Origin of the sequence: Shewanella oneidensis MR-1 (assembly GCF_000146165.2) — a bacterium.
Lineage (GTDB): Bacteria > Pseudomonadota > Gammaproteobacteria > Enterobacterales > Shewanellaceae > Shewanella > Shewanella oneidensis.
Genome location: NC_004347.2, coordinates 557,192 through 574,760 on the forward strand (window position 1 = coordinate 557,192; position 17,569 = coordinate 574,760).

Sequence of the window (17,569 nt, forward strand, 5' to 3'; positions counted from 1 at the left end):
ATCCATTGGGGTTGGCAATGGCGGTGTCATCGCTTAAGTAAAAAGTCAGTCTTATTGATAACATATTAAAAATTAATGATATAAAACTCACAATCAACATACTGGAATATCATCATGGCAATCAAAATCGGCATTAATGGTTTCGGGCGAATGGGGCGTTTAGCACTGCGCGCGGCATGGGACTGGGATGAGGTAGAGTTTGTGCAGATCAACGATCCCGCAGGCGACGCGCATACATTGGCACATTTACTCGAGTTTGATTCTGTCCATGGCCGCTGGCGTTATCCTGTGACGGCGAATGCTGATGCGATTCAGATCCAAGATAAAACTATTCGCACCACGCGCAATAAAGCCATTGCCGATACAGATTGGTCAGGTTGCGATGTAGTGATTGAAGCCTCCGGCGTGATGAAAACCAAAGCGCTATTGCAAGCCTATTTAGATCAAGGTGTTAAGCGGGTGGTTGTCACTGCTCCCGTGAAAGAAGACGGCGTGTTAAACGTAGTGATGGGGGTGAATCATCAGTTATACGATCCGGCTATGCATCCCATAGTGACCGCCGCATCTTGTACCACCAATTGCCTTGCGCCTGTGGTGAAAGTGATCCACGAGCAGATCGGCATCAAACACGGATCGATGACCACGATCCACGATATTACTAACACGCAAACAATTCTTGATGCGCCCCATAAGGATTTACGCCGTGCCCGTGCCTGTGGTCTGAGTTTAATCCCAACCACAACGGGCAGTGCGACAGCAATTACTCATATCTTCCCTGAACTTAAGGGCAAGCTTAATGGTCACGCTGTACGGGTGCCACTGGCTAATGCTTCACTCACCGATTGCGTGTTCGAGCTGGAGCGCGCCGTTACTGAAGCGGAAGTGAATGCGCTACTAAAAACCGCCGCCGAGGGCGAGCTTAAGGGCATTTTAGGCTATGAAGAGCGGCCGCTAGTGTCGGTGGATTACAAGACCGATCCGCGCTCAAGCATTGTCGATGCGCTATCGACCATGGTGATTAATGGCACTCAACTTAAACTTTATGTGTGGTACGACAATGAATGGGGATACGCCAATCGCACCGCTGAGCTCGCCCGTTTAGTCGGCCAGCTTGATTTGCCGCGCTAGGAAAGCTCAATGTCTGCCGCCAAGCCCTTTGAACAACTGATGCAATTGCCCGCTGCCGTGCGGCAATATTTGCTGATCACCTTCAATTACTGGAGTTTTACCTTAACCGATGGTGCGCTACGGATGTTGGTGGTGCTGCATTTTCATCAGCTTGGTTACAGTCCGCTGGCGATCGCTATGCTGTTTCTGTTCTATGAGATTTTTGGCGTAGTGACTAATCTGCTTGGCGGCTATCTCGGTGCGCGTTTAGGGCTGAATCGCACCATGAACATGGGCCTTGGGATGCAAGTGTTTGCCTTAGCCATGTTGTTAGTGCCGGCGGCGAGTTTACCCTTATGGCTCGCAGGTGTGCCTTGGGTCATGGCGGCGCAGGCTTTATCTGGAGTTGCTAAAGATCTCAATAAGATGAGTGCCAAAAGCGCGATAAAACTGTTAGTGCCTAAGGGGGAGCAGGGCAAGCTTTACCAGTGGGTTGCCTTATTAACAGGTTCTAAAAATGCCCTTAAGGGGGCGGGATTTTTCCTCGGCGGTATGTTGCTCGCCTTATTCGGATTTGAGTTAGCGATTGCCATGATGGCGAGCTTGCTCGGGCTAGTATGGTTACTCAGTGTGGTGATGCTGAAGAAGGATTTAGGTAAAGCCAAGAATCAACCCAAATTTACGGAGATTTTCTCTAAAAGTCGCAGTGTGAATATTCTCTCAGCGGCACGATTATTCCTATTTGCCGCTAGAGATGCGTGGTTTGTGGTAGCGCTGCCTGTGTATCTTGCTAGCAAATTTGCTTGGGACCATTGGGCGGTGGGGGGCTTTTTGGCTTTGTGGGTTATCGGCTATGGCATAGTACAAACTCTCGCGCCTAAGATCACAGGTAATCAACACCAAGGTTTAGGAGTCGGTGCTGCACCCGATGGCTGCAGCGCGTTAATTTGGGCGAGTATCTTGGCCTTTGTCCCCGCGCTGATTGCCTGTGCGATGCAGTTCAGTTTTTATCCTGAGGCGAGTTTGTTGTTGGGCTTAATGCTGTTTGGCGTGCTGTTTGCGGTGAACTCGTCGCTGCACAGTTATTTGATAGTGAGTTACGCCAGTGAAGATGCGGTATCGCTGGATGTGGGGTTCTATTACATGGCCAATGCTATGGGGCGTTTAGTCGGCACAGTGCTTTCTGGCTTAGTGTATCAAGCCTATGGTTTAGCGGCCTGTTTGTGGATTTCGAGCATTTTTATCGGCATCACAGCGGTGATTTCGATTAAATTACCTCGGCAAGTCGCGTGATAAGGATTAATGCAAATGCGGGCTAATTCAAATGTGGCCTAAGGCTTTAATATATCGCTACAAGAGGCTAAGGTTACCGCTGGGATTAAGGTGCCTAGGGCGCAATATGGGTCTTAGTCTAAGTTTATTGCTTGGCATTGCCTTTCCGCTTTTTGCCGCACAAACGCAGCCCACGTTGATTCAGGCATTAAATCCCGCCGCAGATTGGAAAGACTCAGCCTATATTACCCAAGCATTTAGCGAAATAGCCCTTAAAAATGAATACGATAAAGATAAACACCGCGTGCGTAAGTGGCATATTCCTGTGCGAGTGTTTATTGAACATCAAGTGGGCGACAAGGCGCTGCATACTCAATTAGTGCAGATGCACTTGGCGCACTTAGCCGAGATTACGGGTCACGATATTCAATTGGTGGATGTATTATCAGAGGCAAATCTGCACTTAGTGTTTACCCGGCAATCCCTGTGGGTCGATGACATCATGCGCTTAATGGGGCCAAATGCGGCGAAGAATGTCCACGGCTCAGTGTGTATGGCCAAGTTTGCCCTTAACGCTAACAGTGAAATCGATCGGGCTTGGGTGATTATTCCCGTTGATCAGGCAAAAATGCACGGTAAGTTAGTGGCTTGTGTGGTGGAGGAGATCACCCAAGTGCTCGGGCTGCCCAATGATTCTGAAAAAGTATTCCCCTCCATTTTTAACGATAAAACTCCCCAGGATTTACTCACAGGGCTCGATTATATTTTGCTGAAATTGCTCTACAGTACTGAAATTAAAGCCGGTATGACGACAACAGAAGTACAGCCCATCATTCAAAAACAACTCATAAAATGGCAGCGTGATGGCACGCTGATTTATGCTGACAAAACCGTGCGCCAAGGTCAGCTATATGGGCTACTTGGCTATTGATCCCGATGGTTTTTCATCTAAAGTGAGTTTTACTCATTGTTTACTAATTATTCCTTTTTCTTTTAGGAATAAGGGCATAGTCTATCTTTAGATGAAAAAATAGGCTGGAGGCAGATTATGCAAATGACATTGCAGTTTTTAGGTGCAGCTCGGGAAGTCACTGGTTCTTGTCATTTAGTCACAGTGGCGGGGAAGCACCTGTTGCTCGATTGCGGCTTAATCCAAGGTGGTAAGGCGGATGAATTACGTAATCACGAACCTTTCGTCTTTGATCCGCAAACCATTGTCGCCGTTGTGCTAAGCCATGCCCATATCGACCATTCAGGGCGTTTACCGCTCTTGGTCAAAGCGGGTTTTGATGGACCCATCTATACCCATAAAGCCACTGCAGAGCTGTGTGCCATCATGCTGAAAGATGCGGCCATGCTGCAGGTGCGCGATACCGAAAGGACCAATAAAAAGCGCGCTAAACATGATCTTGCCCCCCTAGAGCCACTTTTCACCGTTGAAGATGCCGAACAGGCCATCAGCCAGTTTGTTTCGCTGGAATATGGCCAAGTAACTCGGGTTATCCCCCATGTGGATATTTGCCTCTCAGATGCGGGGCATATTTTAGGCTCTGCCTTAGTCGAGCTGTGGTTAGGCGAAGGTAAGTCCCAGAAGAAAATCGTTTTCAGTGGTGATCTTGGCCGGGCGGGCATGCCCATTTTGCAAAATCCTACCTTAGTGGATACGGCGGATTTAGTGTTAATGGAAAGCACCTACGGCAACCGTTTTCACCGCAGTTGGACCGATACCCTTGCCGAGTTAAAGGACATTTTTGCTAAGACAGTCAACGAGAGCCAAGGTAATATCTTGCTACCGGCTTTCTCGGTTGGGCGGGCACAGGAACTTTTATATCTATTTCATTTATATGCTAAAGAATGGGATCTTGGTCGCTGGAAAATCTGTCTAGATAGCCCTATGGCGATTGAGGCAACCCGTGTCTATGTTAATAATTATCCGTTAATGGATGAGGACTTTAAGCGCTTTACCCGCCAGCATCCGGGGCAACACCCATTACTGTCGAATGTGGAGTTTATTCAAACCACGGAAGAATCTATCGCCCTCAACGAGGTGCATAAAGGGTTGATTATTATTGCTGGTAGCGGCATGTGTAACGGCGGTCGTATTCGCAGCCACCTCGAACATAATCTGTGGCGATCTGAATGTGATGTGATTATCTGTGGTTTCCAAGCACTCGGCACGCCCGGCCGCGCCTTAGTTGATGGTGCCAAGGAGCTTACTATCCATGGCAATAGCGTCAACGTTGCTGCTAAGTTGCATACTGTGGGGGGCTTATCTGCCCATGCGGACCAGGCAGAGTTGTTACGTTGGTATCGCCATTTTGAAGAGCAGCCCCCTTTGGTGCTGGTTCATGGGGAGCCCGAAGCCCAGCAGGGATTAGTGGCGGTCATGAATCAAGATCCTAAAACTAAACCTAAAGCGCTCGCCATCGCCACCCGTGGCGACATGTTGGATTTAACCGCTTTACCCAAACTGGTATGGGTGACGGCTTAAGCGCTCGCCCACAGCCTAAAGGGGCTGTGGGCAAATTGCAGGGTTAGTCAGAGTTATTATCAAATTCAGTATCGTCTAGTAACTCGAGACTCGGGTCGATACTGGGCACATCTTTAAATAAGCGGGTGAAGTGGCGTTGCACCCCTTTCAAATCAATACCTGCGAGTCCTGAGGCGAAACCAAACCAAGCATATAGGCCACTAAAGTTGTCGAACATAGGCGGTAAATACTTAGGTGGCGTGAGTATTCCTTCTTGGCAGGCTTGATAGAGAACGGGAATATCCTCAATGGCGAGTTTGCCTAAAAACAACATGGGGATCAGCTCGGGTAAGCCCGATGTAATAGCACTGCGGATAAAGTTGATATTTTCGACATAACCTCGAACATAAGAAATATCTTTGGTAAAAAAGCTGCCGCCTTCGACCATGCCACCGCGAAATACCCTTTGGGTTACTCGATAACTATCTTTGGCGCTCAGGTTTAACTCTCTAAAATAATTAAAAACTTCGATAAAATCGGCGCCATTTTCTGCCATATCTACAGCCGCAACACGATCGCTAATGCGGCGGGCTCGGCCAGGGTTTGAGCTCAGAGTGAGCATTTCGAGTAAGACGGCAAGGCCTTCTTGTGTTGCTGCTACGCGGGGAGAACCAACACTGAGCCAAGTGGCATGGGGCTGAGCTCGGCCATTCAGGGTGGTACCGACATGCACCCATCCTTCATGGACTTCGTACACATTAAGATCAGACTCGCTGAACATCGCTTTGCTGTTGAGTTTAACCGTATCACCGCCCACCGCGGCATCGGATACAATACCGTCACTCAAACGCACCCGCATATCATCACTATGGAAGTATTTTTCGAGTCGCTGGCTGAGCACATTCACAGCTTCTGGGGCGCTAATGATTTTAGGGTGATGCTTATTCATATGCCGAGCAGCAGGCAGCGAAAAAATATAACTAAGCCTATCGCCCAGTTGCCGCAGGGTGTGGCGATCACCGTGTAACCTGTGGCTAGCGCTGCCATAGAGTTCTTGGCTAAGTTTACCAAAAGTTGGGGTTCCCCTATGACCCAGCATATCGACAACAAGACGATATTGGTCAACGTTGGCGACTAACAGCTTACCCAACTTGTCTTTTTTGCCCAAACGGCGGTGGATATCATTCTTAAGAGAAAGTAATTCGGCTTGTGTTTTTGCCGGATCGAAGGGTAAGGCAATGTTTTGATAAAAGTCTTGTTTAATTGCAGGGAGAACAGTGCCTTTACTGGAAAGAAAACGCTCTTCCATTTCCCGTGGCCATTTGATGGCATCCAAAATCTTAATCGGGGTTTGAATGCGGATCAGCTCATCGGAAAAGCGGCGTAAATCTTCTTGGTATTGGGCTAACGACTCTGACATTCCCGAAATCCTATTGCTACTTGGGCGATAAAAATTAGTTTAATCATAGCCGTAAAGCGATTGTATTTATAGGTTTCTTCCTTTAACAATGTAATATTGCCGATTAAACCCCTTCTCCGCTATCGATTAAATGAATTATTTTGGTGTGTACGGGTTAATTTGGCGCGAGAAAAGTGTAGGTTTACACTGTAACTCACTGTTAAATATTGATTTATTACAATGACTTAAATGCTGCTTTGCTTATCTTGGTTATTCTATGAAGTTTGTGGGAGGAAGTGATGCCAGCAATGCGCTATTTGAGCGTGATAGATCACTATCATGAATAGAATGTCACAGTGCTTAAGCTGATGGAGTCGAGTTTAACGATTACGGATAAAAGTTCAGACGTTTAAAAGTGGTAAAAGTAGGTTTGAAAATCACAGTCAATTGTCTCACCCAGCCCAAATGAGCTGGGTGAAGGTTTTAGTTAACTGCGGTGAGTCTTAAACGACTTCACACCTTATGGGAACGGTAAGCTTAGAATAAGTCGTCATCTCCTAATGCACGTCGTAATTCGGCGCGTTCGAGGTAATCTTCCAAGCGTTTCTTTATCTCACGCTTATGTTGCATTGCCTCTGCCGCTTTGCTGTTTCTGGGGGTGGTCATCGCCTCAATTTCAGTATCGTTGGGCACGACTTCAGTAATATGAGCCATAACGAATTCCTCATGTTGTTCCTAACGCCTTTCTATCTAAAAAGAGTGTGGCAGAAAAGCAAAAAATTTTTTGTATAAACGCAAAATTTTCTTCCCATGCGGCAATATGCGACTCCTATGGTATCGCCCGATTAACGAGGGGACTCGAGGCTACTTCAGCTTTTGCTGAATTTTGTGATTTAGCGCATAACGCTTTCTTTTTGTGTTTAAGTTAACTCTTGCTTAAATAGTCGGATAAACTTGAATTTGCCCAAAAATCGAACAACACTTGGGTGAGACAACACAAATGTAACTGTGCTAGGGAAGCCAATATGGACACGGATCGTTTTCCCGAATCTTTCGGCCCTCCAAAAAGTTTTTTTATCAGTGTGGTTCGTTCAAGTTGGCTAATGTTAGTTGCTGCGCTCACATTTATGGGCATTTCTTGGTTTGTTCTTCAAGAATATCTTCGGGAACGGGGCGAAGAACGATTTAACAACAATGTTCAGGAGTTGTCTGAGGCCGTTAGCCGCAGAATGACAGCTTATGAGCAGGTTTTACGTGGTGGGGTGGGGCTCTTTTTATCTTCTCGCGGCGTGACTCGAAGTGAATGGCAAACTTATGTCGCTAATGCGCGGTTATCTGATTATTACCCGGGAATTCAAGGCTTAGGTTTTGCTGAGCTTGTTACGCCTGCCACCTTGGATGAGTTTACGCAGCAAGTCCAACAGGAGGGGTTTAGTGATTTTCGTATCACCCCTATAGGAGATAGAGAGCTTTATTGTGTCATCAAATACTTAGAACCATTTGACTGGCGAAATCAGCGGGCATTTGGTTTTGATATGTGCTCCGAAGCGACTCGTCGTTCCGCTATTTTAAAAGCCATTACTTCGGGATTGCCCAAGGTCTCAGGCAAAGTCACATTGGTGCAGGAAACGCCCGAGAATACTCAGGCTGGCGTGTTAATGTACGTCCCTTTATATCGTGGTCAGCCCATGACTGAAGTAGAACGCATGCAACAGGCGATAGGCGTTGTTTATGCGCTTTTTAGAATGAATGACCTAATGCAAGGCATTATGGGAAAGCGTTTTTCCGGTATTAAACTGGCCATTTATGATGGTTCAGAGGCAAATCGTACCCATCTCATGTTTAGCTCAGATCCAAAACTCCCTTCTTCTAAGGATGTTTTTTATCAATCGCAATTAGAAACCATGGAAGGGCAAGTTTGGCGAATCGATGTTTCTTCCGAATCACGGTTTATTTCGAGAGCTGAACAAACGCGGAGTGTTTGGCTGCAAGTGATTGGTTGTGCCTTTATTCTTGCCTTATTTTACGCCGTTATCAGTATGGCTCGTAATCGATATCAAGAGTCGATGTTGACGGCCGAATTGATTGCCAATGAAAAACGCTTTCGTCTAATCATTGAGGCATCTCCCAGCGCGCTATTTATGGTGGATAAAACTGGAGTGATTACCTTGGTCAATACCCAGGGGGAGCGTCTTTTTGGTTATACAAGGGAAGAGTTACTGGGGCGCTCAATTAATATGTTGTTACCTGAAACGCTCAGGGAAATTCATCAACAACATCTTTCTCATTATTTGGTTCATCCCATCGCGAAGAATATGTCGATGCGTGATGATCTCCTCGGCTGCTGTAAAGATGGCACACCTTTAGCGGTTGAAGTCGGATTAACGCCTGTCCACTTTAGTAATGGGATCTATATTTTAACGACGATCAACAATATCTCTGAACGTAAACGGATTGAAGCGCAGCGTATAGAGCATATGGCTGAGTTGGAGCGCATTAATCAAGAGCTAGATAGATTTGCTTATATTGCCTCCCATGATTTGAAGTCTCCTCTAAGGGGGATTGAGCAGTTAACCACTTGGTTAAGTGAGGATCTTGTCGATAACACTAATGAAAACGTTCAAAAATACTTAGGACTCATTCAAAACCGTATTCAGAGAATGGTGCGATTACTCGACGGTTTGCTGACATTTTCCCGTATTGGGCGAGTTGATAATGAAATGGTTGAAGTCGACAGCCGACAACTTGTTGAAGATATGTTTGCTTTGGTGGCTCCACCGCAAGGATTTGAATTAGTACTCGAAGGTGATTTTCCGCATTTTAAAACCGTTAAAACCTTACTAGAGCTGGTGGTTCGGAATTTAATCAGCAATGCGATTAAACACCATGATAGAGGTTTTGGCGTGCTAAAGGTGTTATGTGAAACTAAAAATACCTATTACTGGTTTAGTGTTGTTGATGACGGTCCCGGCATTTCCAGTGAGTTTCAGCTAAAAGTGTTCGAAATGTTTCAAACGCTAAGACCACGAGATGAGGTGGAAGGAAGTGGGTTAGGGCTATCGCTTGTTAAAAAGACGGTTGATAGTCTTGGCGGCAAAATTCAACTCGAATCAGTGGGCCGAGGTTGTTGTTTTAGGTTTAGCTGGCCTATTCACATAGTCAACAAGGAGGGGATATGAGCAATAGTAATCACTATAAACCCGTTACCATTCTGTTGGTTGATGACGACGACGTGGATTATATAGCTGTACAGAGGGCGATGAAGCGATTGCGGCTGCTAAACCCTTTGGTGCGCGCGCGGGATGGGCTGGAAGCGCTAACAATTCTCACCAATACGGACGCCATAAAAGGCGCTTATTTGATCTTGCTTGATCTCAATATGCCGAGAATGAACGGTTTTGAATTTCTTGAGCATATTCGTTCCGATCCCATTTTGTCCTCTTCAGTGGTGTTTATGCTGACCACTTCCTGTACTGATGAAGATCGAATGAAAGCCTACAGCCATCATGTCGCTGGCTATATGGTGAAAACGGATATCAAATATGGTTTCCATAATATTTTTAATATGTTGGAAGGCTACTGGCGCATCGTTGAATTGCCAAGTGTATAGGGTGTGTATATGGATTTACTACTGATCGATGATGATGAAGTCGATAGAACAGCTATTATTCGGGCGCTGCGACAATCCAAGCTCGCCTTTAATGTGGTTGAGGCGAATTGTGCTTTTGATGGCTTAAATCTTGCCTTACAGCGTCATTTTGATGGGATTTTACTCGACTACCTATTGCCAGATGCCAACGGCTTAGAGGTGCTGATCAAACTTAATTCGATGACTCAGGAACAAACGGTTGTGGTGATGCTGAGCCGTTATGAAGATGAAAAACTTGCACAGCGTTGTATCGAATTAGGCGCACAGGATTTTTTACTTAAGGATGAAGTTAACTCAAGAATTCTCAGTCGTTCAATTCGTTACGCTAAACAGCGAGCTTCTATGGCGCTTGCCTTGAGGAATAGTCATGAAAAACTGAAAGAGCTAGCTGAACACGATTCTCTCACCAAATTAATGAATCGATATGGTTTTGAGCTGTGCTTAAATCGGGCAATCGCCAGGGTAAAACGCAGTAATGATTTGTTAGCAGTGATCTTGCTCGATCTGGATGATTTTAAAGCAATTAATGATACTCTTGGTCACCAGACTGGTGATATTTTGTTAGTGAAGGTCGCATCGAGATTGAGCACAGTGTTGCGGGATGGGGATGTGATTGCTCGTTTAGGCGGGGATGAATTTGTGGTGTTAGTGACTGACAATGACTACAAATATTTCCCCATGATAGTGGCTAACCGTCTACTTAAAGCTTTTGAAGAAGTGTTTTGTCTTGGCGATAACGATGTGATGATCGGCGCTAGCATCGGAGTGGCTTTTTATAATGAAGCGGCCTCAGATAGCTCCGAGTTAATGAAATGTGCCGATATTGCGATGTATCGTGCTAAAAAAATGGGACGTAACCAGATCCAGTTTTACTCCGAGGCGCTAGATAAAGAGGTGCGCTATCGCAATCATATTGAATCTAGTTTGAGAATAGCCTTAAGGCTGAATCAGTTTAAGGTTTATTATCAAGTACAAGTTGATGCTCAAACACATCAAATGGTGGGGATGGAGGCACTGATCCGTTGGTTGCATCCAGAGGATGGCTTGATTTCACCAGACCAATTTCTGCCCATTGCTGAAGAAATAGGGCTGATGGAAGAGATTGGTGATTGGGTCTTGTTCGAAACCTGTCGTCAGGCCCAGTATTGGCTTAATCAATTAGCGCCAACTGGACATAGTTTCACCATTGCGGTGAATTTATCAGCATCTCAAATTGGTCATGTCGACTTATATGAGAAAATTGCCCATGTTCTAAAAGTGACAGGGCTAACACCAGGCGCGCTAGAGTTAGAAATTACCGAAAACTGTTTAATTGAAGAGCCCCACGAGCATGCGAAGATCCTCGATAAAATAGCCCAACTTGGAGTGCGATTCGCCTTGGATGATTTTGGTACGGGATTTTCATCTCTTGAACACATTAAATTGTTTCCTATCAGTGTGCTAAAAATCGATAAAAGCTTTATCGCTTCCTACGATAAGGATGAAAAGGACACTCGTTTGCTCAGTGCACTGCTGAACTTTGCCTATGGTTTTAACGTTACCTCCGTTGCCGAAGGGATTGAAACTCTTGAACAAGCAGAGTTTTGCACGGTAAGACATTGTAATCTATTGCAGGGCTACCTCTTTTCTCGCCCCTTAGAGGCAAGTGAGTTTGAGGCAAAATACATCACGCCGTTACTTTCTAAATTGTGAAGGTTATCTTACGTTTGGCTTAGGCTTGGGTTTTCGTCTGGTGAGGAATATTTTCTTGCTTTACACTGAGCAATAGACAACTATCTGCGCCCCTTTCTGATGCAATGTGCTCAGAGAATCAATTTACTGTGTTTAACTTGGTCATTTAGTAATGAAAATCGGTATTTTATCTCAGTTTCCTGAATTGTATTCCACCCGCCGTTTAGTGGCCGCCTGCGAGAGTCGTGGTCATGAGGCCGTGGTGATTAATACCTTGAATTGCTACATGAATATTAACTCCATCAAACCTAGCATCCACTATCAAGGGCAAGAATTAACGGGATTTGATGCGATTATTCCACGCATTCACGCCAGTGTGACTTTTTATGGCTGCGCAGTGGTGCGTCAGTTTGAAATGATGGGCGTATTTGCAGCCAATGACTCTATCTCGATTGCGCGCTCACGGGATAAGTTACGGGCGCTGCAATTACTTTCGCGCAAAGGCATTGGTATGCCTATCACTGGATTTGCCAATAAACCTAATGATATTCCCGATCTGATTAATATGGTGGGTGGGGCCCCTTTAGTGATCAAGTTGCTCGAAGGCACACAGGGGATTGGTGTGGTGTTAGCCGAAACTAAAACCGCTGCAGAGAGCGTTATTGAAGCCTTTTTAGGACTCAAAGCCAATATTATGCTGCAGGAGTATATTAAGGAATCTAACGGCAGTGATATTCGCTGTTTTGTGGTGGGCGATAAAGTGGTCGCCTCGATGAAGCGACAAGGTCCTGAGGGCGATTTTCGGTCTAATCTGCACTTAGGTGGCTGCGGTGAAAAAGTGAAAATCACTCCTAAAGAGCGCAAGATGGCCGTCGCCGCAGTAAAAGCAATGGGATTAGTGGTCGCTGGGGTCGACATTTTACGTTCGAATCGTGGTCCGCTGATCCTTGAAGTGAACTCGGCCCCCGGAATTGAAGGTATTGAGCAAACTACGGGTATTTCGGTGACTGAACCTATCGTGGAATATATTGAGAAAATGGTATTAGCCCAAAAATCGAATCGTCCTGTGATTGCTTAACCAAAACACGCCGCGATTAATGCGGCGTGTTTCTTAGTGCTTTCTTTTATAAATCAAAACTATAGGAATAGCCTAAAGCGATTTTTGCATCGTCATCGCTCAGATCGGTATCAGACACCATAAAAGAGATGGTTCCCATGCTGGTATCGGCACTGAGTGTCACGTTGTAATCGGCGTAGTTATCTTCCGCAAACCAAGCTTCAACCACATCGCCCGTGGAGTAGCCATAGTGGAATGACAGGCTAAGTTTTTCGGTTAAAGGGAAAGAAGCTGTGGCTGCAAGGTAACTCATATCTTTGTTATCGAATGGTTCTGCCGCGACGTCTTCACCCGCATTGATCACGTGGGAATAACTGAGTTCGACCCACTTCCAAGTGATGGTACCGTGGAGTTCACCAAAATCGATACTGCCTTCAGCATCGGGATAAGCATAATAGAGGTAGCCAAAATCATAGCTGAGATCGTCGGTGATACTGCCACCGTAACCTGCATAGAGGTCTAACTCGTAGCTTGTGTCATTGCCAAAATCGACATTTGATGCCCATGTGCCCGCATAGAATCCTGAGTCATGACTGTAGTCAATACCGCCTTGGATAGCGACCGCATCATTGGTTTGAGTTACCCCGCGCCATAGATAGTTTGAGGTGCCGCCAATATTGCCAGACACCGCCGCAAAGGCGTTATTGGTTAGTAATAATCCCGTTGATAATGCCAAAACACTGTACAGTGATTTTCTCATACTCATCCCCTCGATTGACTTATTTATCGATTCACTCATGCCACTTAAATACAGCGGCATTGGTGCATCATGGTTTTTTCTGATAAGGGATTTGCTAATCACATGCCATTATTTTAATTGCAATAAAAACAGTATATTACAAAATAATTGTTAGTATAATGTTTTTAAAATGCTCAGGAATGGAGCAGGTGGCGCACTGCGGCTGTGCAAAAAACGTTCTGGCAACTGTAGGGTTTAGCTAAAAAAAACGCCTCACATAGGAGGCGTTTTCATTACAAAAGTGTTGAGCTGAATTAGTTCACACTGTCACGCAGGGTTTTACCTGCTTTAAACTTAGGAACCGTCGCTTCAGCAATTTGAATTTCTTTACCCGTTTGCGGGTTACGGCCTGTACGCGCTGCACGAGTCGTTGTTTCAAAAGAGCCAAATCCGACGATAGAGATTTTGTCACCGTTCTTCATTGATTCAGTAATCGCCGCTTCGAAAGATTTCAATGCACGAGTTGCTTGAGCTTTGGTGATATCGGCATTTTCTGCAATTTTGGCGATAAGTTCTGTTTTGTTCATTTTTATTGTCTCTTCTTTCCGTAGATTGATTAAGTCGGCGAGCCTAACATGCCACAAGGTTAAGGCGTTGGAAAGCCCTTTGCTGTGGGCTTGTATCATCTAAGTAACAAAATTAAAGGGTATTTGTTCTATTCGTGACTTAGGTTTTATTCTTCGAGCAGTTGATATAAGAGTTGCTTAACCAATTTGGGTTCGAAGGGCTTGTCGCATAGGGCATTCACCCCAGCTTGAGATACATTGCTTAAATGTGCATCGTTAGCCTCAGACGAGACCATTAAAATTGGCACATGTGATTGCTGGCTTTCACTACGGATAAATTGCGTTAATGCCAGTCCATCAACGCTGGGCATATTGTAATCGGTGATAATTAAATCAAACATATTATGACGCATTAACTCAATGGCTTGCGCACCATCTTCAGCTTCGGTAATTAGTTTTATCCCCAAATTACCAATCGTTCGTTTGATCACATTGCGTGCCATGCGGCTGTCATCAACCACAAGTACTCGTACATCGTGCACATCGAAGTGGCTTAAGTCGAGCTCATCGTGACTGAGTAAATCGATAGTTGCATTGAGCGCTTTGCCTAAATGCTCGGCATTAAAGGGTTTTGGCAGGATAGCAACCACCCCCGATTGACGGAAACTCTCCAATTGCTCGCGGCGACATTCACTCGAGACCAGCATAAATTGAATATCTTTATACTCGCTTTTACTGCGTAGGTAGCTTAAAAATTCCGTCGCGGTACCATCCTCAAAGTGCATTGCGCTGGCGATGAGATCCGGTTTGTGTCGAGCAATGAGCCCCTTGGCTTCTGCAATATTGGCAGCATGTTCGATGCTAACAATGCCTTCTTGCTGTAAGCATTTGATGATAATTCGGCGCTGGGTTTCCGATGGTTCAACAATAAGCATCGATAATTCGCTAGGCGATAAATGAGTCATAGTCACAAGCTATATGGTCTTTTTAGAAAGGTGTTAACTTAGGCGAGAAATAACGTCTTCGCAATCAATACACTCAAGCTTTTATTTTTGCGGTTAAATAATCATGGGTTACCCGTGAAAACGCGATCCAATACTGCACTAATAGCAGGGCAATGATGGATAACACCAGCGGTAACATGGGAATGTTATGGCCTTCGATCACCACTTTAACGTCTTGGGGTGTAATCTGGTAGGCAATAATGGCGGTAATACCCAGTGCAGATAGGCCTAAGGTTTGTAATCCAAGGTAAATTTTGAGCACTAAGCTTGACCAAGGCGCTTGGGTCAGTATGCCAACCAGCACGGGTAACACACCTAAGGTGAACAAATCGAAGGAGGCCGTTGCGACTGCGCGTAACAGGGCGACAATGGCAAACAGTGTATAAAGGGCTATCAATAGGATAAGGCGTTTCGGCATAGAGTTGGGGTTGTTGGCTAATATGAAGTGGAGCAAGTGTAGGAAAAGCCCCGAACTGAGTCCAGCATAACCGTATTATCATGTAGAATACGCCTTTGCTTGGGCATTCAATATTAGGTTAAGTGATGACAGAAGTAGAATTTTGGGGCTTAGTGACCCGCAGTGAACCCGCGCAATCCCAGGAGTCTTTGGCTGAGGCATTAAAGCAAAAGTTGAGCAAACTGACTGATGAAGAGTTAAAAGCCTTCGATAAACTCTTTGGCCAACAGATGCGCCGCAGCTATTTATGGTCTGTGTGGGGCGCGGCTTATATCATTACAGGCTGTGATTCTGATTATGCCTTTGCTGAATTTCGCGCTTTTCTTATTTCACTAGGGCAAGCACGTTACGAGGCAGTGATTGCTAACCCTGACACGTTAGCGCAGTTAACTGCGTGGCCAGAAAAAGATGGCTATGCCTATCCTTTTATTGAAGATTACGATCTTATCGCAGGACAATTGTACGAAGATAGAACGGGTAAAGAGCTACCTTTTATGCCCTCTGGTAAAGCGACCCCTGTTGGGAAAAAATTTAGCACTAAACCCAAAGACTTAAGAAATCAATATCCTGAGCTTAGTGCACGTTTTCCGTTTTAATCTGCACTAAGAGCGCAAACAAGCATTCCTGCTAATATCGAATGTCATGCCGTATTTGGGGCAAGTTTGGCGCATAAGTTGATGCTCTTCTTGCGCTAATTGGCGGGTAAACTCTTGATCGAGTTGCTCCGTCAGACGTTGCTCTGCAACTTGGTGTGACTGGGCAAGCTTATCAAAGTGTGATTTTACCACGCGTTGCTGTTCTGCTGTGGGTGTCGCAGCATGGCTGGGGACGCTGATGACTGTGCCTAAGGTGAGCAATGTTAATAAGGCGAATTTCGTCATTGCAGTATGGGGTATATGTGCAGTTTTTAGGTTCATAGATAAACTCCAAATTTAAATTACCGTAACTTGGTAGGTCTTTAAATCCTCGTTTGGCTTTAAATCGTGCATCCATGACAAACAAAACCAAAGGTATTGCTTAGAAATTAAGCATACCGGAGAAATCTTGAACATTTGCTGAACCGCAGAGTTATTGCTCGTTACGCATCTCTTGGCATTGAAATCCCTGTTTACGGGAGTCGAAACCACATTTTAGCCCACATTCCCAAGGCACGTTATCGTAGAAAGACGATTGCTCTTTGGCAAAGTCTCGACAGGCTTCATAGCTATCAAAATTATCTGTTTTCTTATACTTACCAGAGTCATAACCATGGGTATAAATAAAGGATGACCAGGTTTCTGGGCGCGTGTCTTTCTCCCCTGAAGAGATGCACCAAATCGCGCTGGCAAAGCAAGAAAGCAGGATTAACACAAATACAGGTACAACGGGGAATTTCATTTTTGCTTCGTGGTCATAAAGGTGTGTGCGAAGGATAATACTTTTCAACGTAATATGCGCGTTAAAAAGTCACAAAATAATAACTTTATCCCAAATAGAGTATTGGATACAAAAAGATACGAGTACGCCTGAAATTTTTTATTATATTTACTAATCTATACAAGAGTTTGCTAATTATATGCTGTTTATGGGTTATTTGTATTAAGCTTGAGTTCAGGTTAGATTTTGTACGGTATAACGCAGAAACAATTAGGCCGAGGAGGCAAATATGAAAGTCCAGTTCCTATTACTCGCCAGTGTGTTGAGTTGCAGTGCAGTGTGGGCCGCCGACGAGGCGAAAACCGACCCTGTGACTGAAGACGGGGTGGTGAAGATTGTTTGGCAAAATCCAAAAGATTTCCGTGATATTAAATCCTCGGGCGAAATTCAGTCCCGTTATGAACAACGTTTATTCGATACCTTAACCACGAATATTAATAAAGAAGCAGCAAAAGTATTAAAACCAAACCAAAAGTTGGAAATGATGGTCACTGATGTCGACCTAGCGGGTGATATGCGTCCAACATTTGGGGCAACAGCTGATGATTTACGGGTGGTAAAAGATCTTTATCCACCACGTATGAGTTTTAGTTATCAAGTGCTTGAAAATGATAAAGTGATTATTGCTGGGGATGAAAAACTCGCTGACATGGGCTTTATGTCAGGCATTCAATCCGTAAATGAAAAGCCATTTATGTACGAAACAAAAATGCTGAGCGATTGGTTGAAAAAGACTGTCGCGCCTAAGCTATAAAAGCGAAT

18 protein-coding genes are annotated in these 17,569 nt (G+C 45.0%); 10 read left to right on the plus strand and 8 right to left on the minus strand.

Annotated elements, in window-relative coordinates:
* The first annotated feature begins 114 nt into the window (after nt 1-114).
* The 4 genes from SO_RS02555 (at nt 115) to SO_RS02570 (ending at nt 4,870) form a co-directional block, all read left to right on the plus strand.
* Nucleotides 115-1,128: an ArsJ-associated glyceraldehyde-3-phosphate dehydrogenase gene (locus SO_RS02555; RefSeq protein WP_011070877.1), complete on the plus strand. Its 1,014-nt coding sequence runs from the start codon at nt 115-117 to the stop codon at nt 1,126-1,128.
* Between the two features lie 9 nt (nt 1,129-1,137).
* On the plus strand, nt 1,138-2,400 hold the full coding sequence (gene arsJ / locus SO_RS02560; RefSeq protein ID WP_011070878.1) for an organoarsenical effux MFS transporter ArsJ: 1,263 nt from the start codon (nt 1,138-1,140) through the stop codon (nt 2,398-2,400).
* A 106-nt stretch (nt 2,401-2,506) separates the two neighbouring features.
* Entirely contained in the window at nt 2,507-3,310 is an 804-nt protein-coding gene (locus SO_RS02565; RefSeq protein ID WP_011070879.1) for a DUF2927 domain-containing protein, read from the plus strand.
* A gap of 117 nt (nt 3,311-3,427) precedes the next feature.
* On the plus strand, nt 3,428-4,870 hold the full coding sequence (locus SO_RS02570) for an MBL fold metallo-hydrolase RNA specificity domain-containing protein (protein WP_011070880.1): 1,443 nt from the start codon (nt 3,428-3,430) through the stop codon (nt 4,868-4,870).
* Between the two features lie 43 nt (nt 4,871-4,913).
* Here the strand turns inward: SO_RS02570 and SO_RS02575 are convergent, their stop codons facing one another.
* Both SO_RS02575 and SO_RS22950 read right to left on the minus strand, forming a co-directional pair.
* Nucleotides 4,914-6,269, minus strand: coding sequence for a flavohemoglobin expression-modulating QEGLA motif protein (locus tag SO_RS02575; protein ID WP_011070881.1), 1,356 nt, complete (start codon nt 6,267-6,269; stop codon nt 4,914-4,916).
* Nucleotides 6,270-6,785: 516 nt separating this feature from the next.
* Nucleotides 6,786-6,962 carry a PA3496 family putative envelope integrity protein gene (locus tag SO_RS22950; RefSeq protein ID WP_011070882.1) on the minus strand — a complete coding sequence of 59 codons (177 nt, stop codon included), beginning with the start codon at nt 6,960-6,962 and terminating at the stop codon, nt 6,786-6,788.
* Between the two features lie 311 nt (nt 6,963-7,273).
* On the opposite strand from SO_RS22950, the gene SO_RS02580 reads away from it, so the two are divergent.
* The 4 genes from SO_RS02580 (at nt 7,274) to rimK (ending at nt 12,646) form a co-directional block, all read left to right on the plus strand.
* Complete coding sequence (locus SO_RS02580; RefSeq protein ID WP_011070883.1) at nt 7,274-9,427, plus strand: CHASE domain-containing sensor histidine kinase; 2,154 nt, start codon at nt 7,274-7,276, stop codon at nt 9,425-9,427.
* Nucleotides 9,424-9,858 (plus strand): response regulator, encoded by a 435-nt coding sequence (locus tag SO_RS02585; RefSeq protein WP_011070884.1) that lies wholly within the window; start codon nt 9,424-9,426, stop codon nt 9,856-9,858. Before SO_RS02580 ends, SO_RS02585 begins: the two co-directional genes overlap by 4 nt.
* A 9-nt stretch (nt 9,859-9,867) precedes the next feature.
* Nucleotides 9,868-11,589 carry a putative bifunctional diguanylate cyclase/phosphodiesterase gene (locus SO_RS02590; RefSeq protein ID WP_011070885.1) on the plus strand — a complete coding sequence of 574 codons (1,722 nt, stop codon included), beginning with the start codon at nt 9,868-9,870 and terminating at the stop codon, nt 11,587-11,589.
* 151 nt (nt 11,590-11,740) lie between these two features.
* Nucleotides 11,741-12,646, plus strand: coding sequence for a 30S ribosomal protein S6--L-glutamate ligase (gene rimK, locus SO_RS02595; protein WP_011070886.1), 906 nt, complete (start codon nt 11,741-11,743; stop codon nt 12,644-12,646).
* A 46-nt stretch (nt 12,647-12,692) separates the two neighbouring features.
* Here the strand turns inward: rimK and SO_RS02600 are convergent, their stop codons facing one another.
* From SO_RS02600 to SO_RS02615, 4 genes are all read right to left on the minus strand, one after another.
* Entirely contained in the window at nt 12,693-13,385 is a 693-nt protein-coding gene (locus SO_RS02600) for a TorF family putative porin (protein WP_011070887.1), read from the minus strand.
* 293 nt (nt 13,386-13,678) lie between these two features.
* A complete protein-coding gene (locus SO_RS02605) occupies nt 13,679-13,951 on the minus strand; it encodes an HU family DNA-binding protein (protein ID WP_011070888.1) in 273 nt (90 codons plus the stop codon).
* A 146-nt stretch (nt 13,952-14,097) separates the two neighbouring features.
* Nucleotides 14,098-14,895: a response regulator gene (locus tag SO_RS02610; RefSeq protein ID WP_011070889.1), complete on the minus strand. Its 798-nt coding sequence runs from the start codon at nt 14,893-14,895 to the stop codon at nt 14,098-14,100.
* A gap of 73 nt (nt 14,896-14,968) precedes the next feature.
* Entirely contained in the window at nt 14,969-15,352 is a 384-nt protein-coding gene (locus tag SO_RS02615) for a hypothetical protein (protein WP_011070890.1), read from the minus strand.
* Between the two features lie 125 nt (nt 15,353-15,477).
* On the opposite strand from SO_RS02615, the gene SO_RS02620 reads away from it, so the two are divergent.
* A complete protein-coding gene (locus tag SO_RS02620; protein ID WP_011070891.1) occupies nt 15,478-15,987 on the plus strand; it encodes a DUF4240 domain-containing protein in 510 nt (169 codons plus the stop codon).
* Between the two features lie 6 nt (nt 15,988-15,993).
* Here the strand turns inward: SO_RS02620 and SO_RS02625 are convergent, their stop codons facing one another.
* Nucleotides 15,994-16,308: a hypothetical protein gene (locus SO_RS02625; protein ID WP_011070892.1), complete on the minus strand. Its 315-nt coding sequence runs from the start codon at nt 16,306-16,308 to the stop codon at nt 15,994-15,996.
* A 151-nt stretch (nt 16,309-16,459) separates the two neighbouring features.
* Nucleotides 16,460-16,768, minus strand: a complete 309-nt coding sequence (locus tag SO_RS02630; protein ID WP_011070893.1) for a periplasmic protein — start codon at nt 16,766-16,768, stop codon at nt 16,460-16,462.
* Between the two features lie 268 nt (nt 16,769-17,036).
* On the opposite strand from SO_RS02630, the gene SO_RS02635 reads away from it, so the two are divergent.
* A complete protein-coding gene (locus SO_RS02635; protein WP_011070894.1) occupies nt 17,037-17,561 on the plus strand; it encodes a DUF3016 domain-containing protein in 525 nt (174 codons plus the stop codon).
* The last annotated feature ends 8 nt before the right edge of the window (nt 17,562-17,569 follow it).

Excerpts from the sequence above, each read along its gene's own strand:
- SO_RS02590 (WP_011070885.1), top strand. The coding sequence starts at position 9,868 with ATGGATTTACTACTGATCGATGATGATGAAGTCGATAGAACAGCTATT.
- SO_RS02565 (WP_011070879.1), top strand. The coding sequence starts at position 2,507 with ATGGGTCTTAGTCTAAGTTTATTGCTTGGCATTGCCTTTCCGCTTTTT.
- SO_RS02575 (WP_011070881.1), bottom strand. The coding sequence starts at position 6,269 with ATGTCAGAGTCGTTAGCCCAATACCAAGAAGATTTACGCCGCTTTTCC.
- SO_RS02615 (WP_011070890.1), bottom strand. The coding sequence starts at position 15,352 with ATGCCGAAACGCCTTATCCTATTGATAGCCCTTTATACACTGTTTGCC.
- SO_RS02580 (WP_011070883.1), top strand. The coding sequence starts at position 7,274 with ATGGACACGGATCGTTTTCCCGAATCTTTCGGCCCTCCAAAAAGTTTT.
- SO_RS02625 (WP_011070892.1), bottom strand. The coding sequence starts at position 16,308 with ATGAACCTAAAAACTGCACATATACCCCATACTGCAATGACGAAATTC.
- arsJ (WP_011070878.1), top strand. The coding sequence starts at position 1,138 with ATGTCTGCCGCCAAGCCCTTTGAACAACTGATGCAATTGCCCGCTGCC.
- SO_RS02600 (WP_011070887.1), bottom strand. The coding sequence starts at position 13,385 with ATGAGAAAATCACTGTACAGTGTTTTGGCATTATCAACGGGATTATTA.
- SO_RS02585 (WP_011070884.1), top strand. The coding sequence starts at position 9,424 with ATGAGCAATAGTAATCACTATAAACCCGTTACCATTCTGTTGGTTGAT.
- SO_RS02605 (WP_011070888.1), bottom strand. The coding sequence starts at position 13,951 with ATGAACAAAACAGAACTTATCGCCAAAATTGCAGAAAATGCCGATATC.
- SO_RS22950 (WP_011070882.1), bottom strand. The coding sequence starts at position 6,962 with ATGGCTCATATTACTGAAGTCGTGCCCAACGATACTGAAATTGAGGCG.
- SO_RS02555 (WP_011070877.1), top strand. The coding sequence starts at position 115 with ATGGCAATCAAAATCGGCATTAATGGTTTCGGGCGAATGGGGCGTTTA.
- SO_RS02630 (WP_011070893.1), bottom strand. The coding sequence starts at position 16,768 with ATGAAATTCCCCGTTGTACCTGTATTTGTGTTAATCCTGCTTTCTTGC.
- SO_RS02570 (WP_011070880.1), top strand. The coding sequence starts at position 3,428 with ATGCAAATGACATTGCAGTTTTTAGGTGCAGCTCGGGAAGTCACTGGT.
- rimK (WP_011070886.1), top strand. The coding sequence starts at position 11,741 with ATGAAAATCGGTATTTTATCTCAGTTTCCTGAATTGTATTCCACCCGC.
- SO_RS02610 (WP_011070889.1), bottom strand. The coding sequence starts at position 14,895 with ATGACTCATTTATCGCCTAGCGAATTATCGATGCTTATTGTTGAACCA.
- SO_RS02635 (WP_011070894.1), top strand. The coding sequence starts at position 17,037 with ATGAAAGTCCAGTTCCTATTACTCGCCAGTGTGTTGAGTTGCAGTGCA.
- SO_RS02620 (WP_011070891.1), top strand. The coding sequence starts at position 15,478 with ATGACAGAAGTAGAATTTTGGGGCTTAGTGACCCGCAGTGAACCCGCG.